The sequence below is a fragment of the Candidatus Cloacimonadota bacterium genome, assembly GCA_011372345.1.
GTDB lineage: Bacteria > Cloacimonadota > Cloacimonadia > Cloacimonadales > TCS61 > DRTC01.
The window spans coordinates 1-2,075 of the sequence record DRTC01000225.1; the positions used below are offsets into that span (position 1 = coordinate 1).

Sequence of the window (2,075 nt, forward strand, 5' to 3'; positions counted from 1 at the left end):
CCTTTATTTTATTTTTTAACCACAACCACCAGAACTCTTTGGAGCTTCTTCCAATGGAGCATCAGGATCTAACCAGATTCTGTAACCACCTTTCAGGTTTTTTACATTTGTGTATCCGAGTTGCTTTAAGGAATGAACAGCTAAAGCACCTCTTCCACCCTTCTTACAGTAAATGATTATTTCCTCATCTTTTGCCGGCATTTCTACCCAGAGTTCATCGTCCCAATGACTTTTATCACCGATCTTGAATTCTAATAATCCCCTGGGAATATTGACAACAAATGTTTCCGGATAAGGATATTCATCTTCTTCATCCGGCTGGTTGATATAACCGTTTTCAAATTCTCCCGGTTCTCTAACATCGATAACAATTCGAATTTCTTCTTTCTCTAATTTTGTTTTGAAATCATCATAGGAAATTTCTTCAATGCCTTGCTTGGCTTCATTGACCATTGCTTTGGCGTTGGCAAAATATCCACCTTTGGAAAAACCTTTTCCGCAACCTGAAAAAAGAAGAAGAACAGCAGAAATAACTAAAAGGAAATATATTTTTTTTCCCGAAAGTAATCGGGATTTCATTTCATTCAACATTTCTCCTCCTCTTATAATGCGGAAAATTTTCCGGATTTTTCGTTCCATTTAACAAACATATACCAAAGCAAGAGAATTACTAAAATCAAAACAACCGCTCCAGTATAACCCAGAATATCAGGCAGGAATACTTTACTTCGTACAGATTCAGGAAGTATTTTTACAATCCCGGGAACAATAAATCCTTTGGATAAAGGAGCCATTATAATAAATCCGATAATTGCCATCCATAATTTTAAATGACCTTCTCCGGCACGCCAGAGTGCTCCTACAGCTCAGCCACCAGCCAAAGTCATTCCCAGACCAAAGATAAAACCACCCAAAAGAGCTCTTAACCAGAAATTAGCATAAACAGATTTCATTTCTATTGCTCGAACTGCTGTTTCTCCGGCATTCCCAACTCCAAAGAACTTCAGCACAGTAAATCCGATTAGAACAACCAGAATACTGATGATAATGGCAACCGGAGCTGTTGCTTCTCCAGTCATAAACGGCTCTCTGAATGCTCGGACAATACAATATCGAGACCGTTGCAGGATTATTCCCAGAAGGAGTGCGATCAAGACATGCCAACCAAGGATCTTTGAGAGAGCTGTTCCTTTTACTGTATAATTGCTGACAATAAACAAAACAACAATTATCAGAATCCAACCGAGCCATCTTTGCCAGCCGGTTTTTTTACCTGTTCCCGGAATCAAGGTGCAGGATTTTCCCATACTGACATTGGGAAGAGCTTCCATTTCCCACAATAAATATTTGAGAGCTACAAAAGTTCCCACCATAAATCCAAGCGAAAGGAATAAAGCTCCTCCGGAAAGAGCTGGAACTCCACTGAAAAAGCCGCCTGTCGTGCAACCGATTCCGACTGTTGCCCCGATTCCCATCAATGCTCCACCGATGAGACCTTTTACAAGTTCACCAACGGGAGCAACTTTAATGCTGAATTCTCTGGAGAATAAAGATGAGATAAAGGCGCCCAGAATGATAAAGATATTCAATAAAGCAACTGTATGCAAACTTATCGGTGTTCCAGTGCCGATACTTTTTGCTCCAAGACTCTGGAATAAATTCTGTCCAATATTGACATATCCTCCACTTGCTCCCCAGGGATATTTAATAACGAAAAGAAGAATATTCAATAATGCCAGTAAAATTCCTCCTATCCACATGGGCCAGGATTTACCGAAAAGAGAATCAAATAAATCTCTTAAAACTCCTTTTTTAAACATGATCCACTCCCTTTTTACTTTTTCTTAATGAAAAAATGAAATGCACCACCTTCTTCAGACTGTTCCATGAAAATATTCCCGGTCTTTTCACACCAGGCAGGAACATCGGTTTTTGAACCGGGATCTGTTCCAATCATTTCCAGAACTTCACCGCTGTTCATTTTCTTAACTGCTTTTGCCAATTTGATAATCGGCATCGGACAACTAAGTCCTTTACAATCCAATGTTTGATCTACTTGCATTTTTTCCTCCTTC

At 39.4% G+C, this 2,075-nt stretch carries 4 protein-coding genes; all 4 read right to left on the reverse strand.

What is annotated here, in order from left to right:
• Positions 1 to 15: 15 nt before the first annotated feature.
• The 4 genes from ENL20_04365 to ENL20_04380 are packed head-to-tail and all read right to left on the reverse strand — an operon-like array spanning position 16 to position 2,062.
• Complete coding sequence (locus tag ENL20_04365; protein ID HHE37788.1) at positions 16 to 639, reverse strand: rhodanese-like domain-containing protein; 624 nt, start codon at positions 637 to 639, stop codon at positions 16 to 18.
• Entirely contained in the window at positions 603 to 818 is a 216-nt protein-coding gene (locus tag ENL20_04370) for a hypothetical protein (protein HHE37789.1), read from the reverse strand. Before ENL20_04370 ends, ENL20_04365 begins: the two co-directional genes overlap by 37 nt.
• A 48-nt stretch (positions 819 to 866) precedes the next feature.
• Positions 867 to 1,820 (reverse strand): hypothetical protein, encoded by a 954-nt coding sequence (locus tag ENL20_04375; GenBank protein HHE37790.1) that lies wholly within the window; start codon positions 1,818 to 1,820, stop codon positions 867 to 869.
• A 14-nt stretch (positions 1,821 to 1,834) separates the two neighbouring features.
• Positions 1,835 to 2,062, reverse strand: a complete 228-nt coding sequence (locus ENL20_04380) for a sulfurtransferase TusA family protein (protein HHE37791.1) — start codon at positions 2,060 to 2,062, stop codon at positions 1,835 to 1,837.
• Positions 2,063 to 2,075: the final 13 nt, after the last annotated feature.

Coding starts and splice junctions, on each gene's coding strand:
- ENL20_04365 (HHE37788.1), bottom strand. CDS start 639: ATGGAACGAAAAATCCGGAAAATTTTCCGCATTATAAGAGGAGGAGAA.
- ENL20_04370 (HHE37789.1), bottom strand. CDS start 818: ATGGCAATTATCGGATTTATTATAATGGCTCCTTTATCCAAAGGATTT.
- ENL20_04380 (HHE37791.1), bottom strand. CDS start 2,062: ATGCAAGTAGATCAAACATTGGATTGTAAAGGACTTAGTTGTCCGATG.
- ENL20_04375 (HHE37790.1), bottom strand. CDS start 1,820: ATGTTTAAAAAAGGAGTTTTAAGAGATTTATTTGATTCTCTTTTCGGT.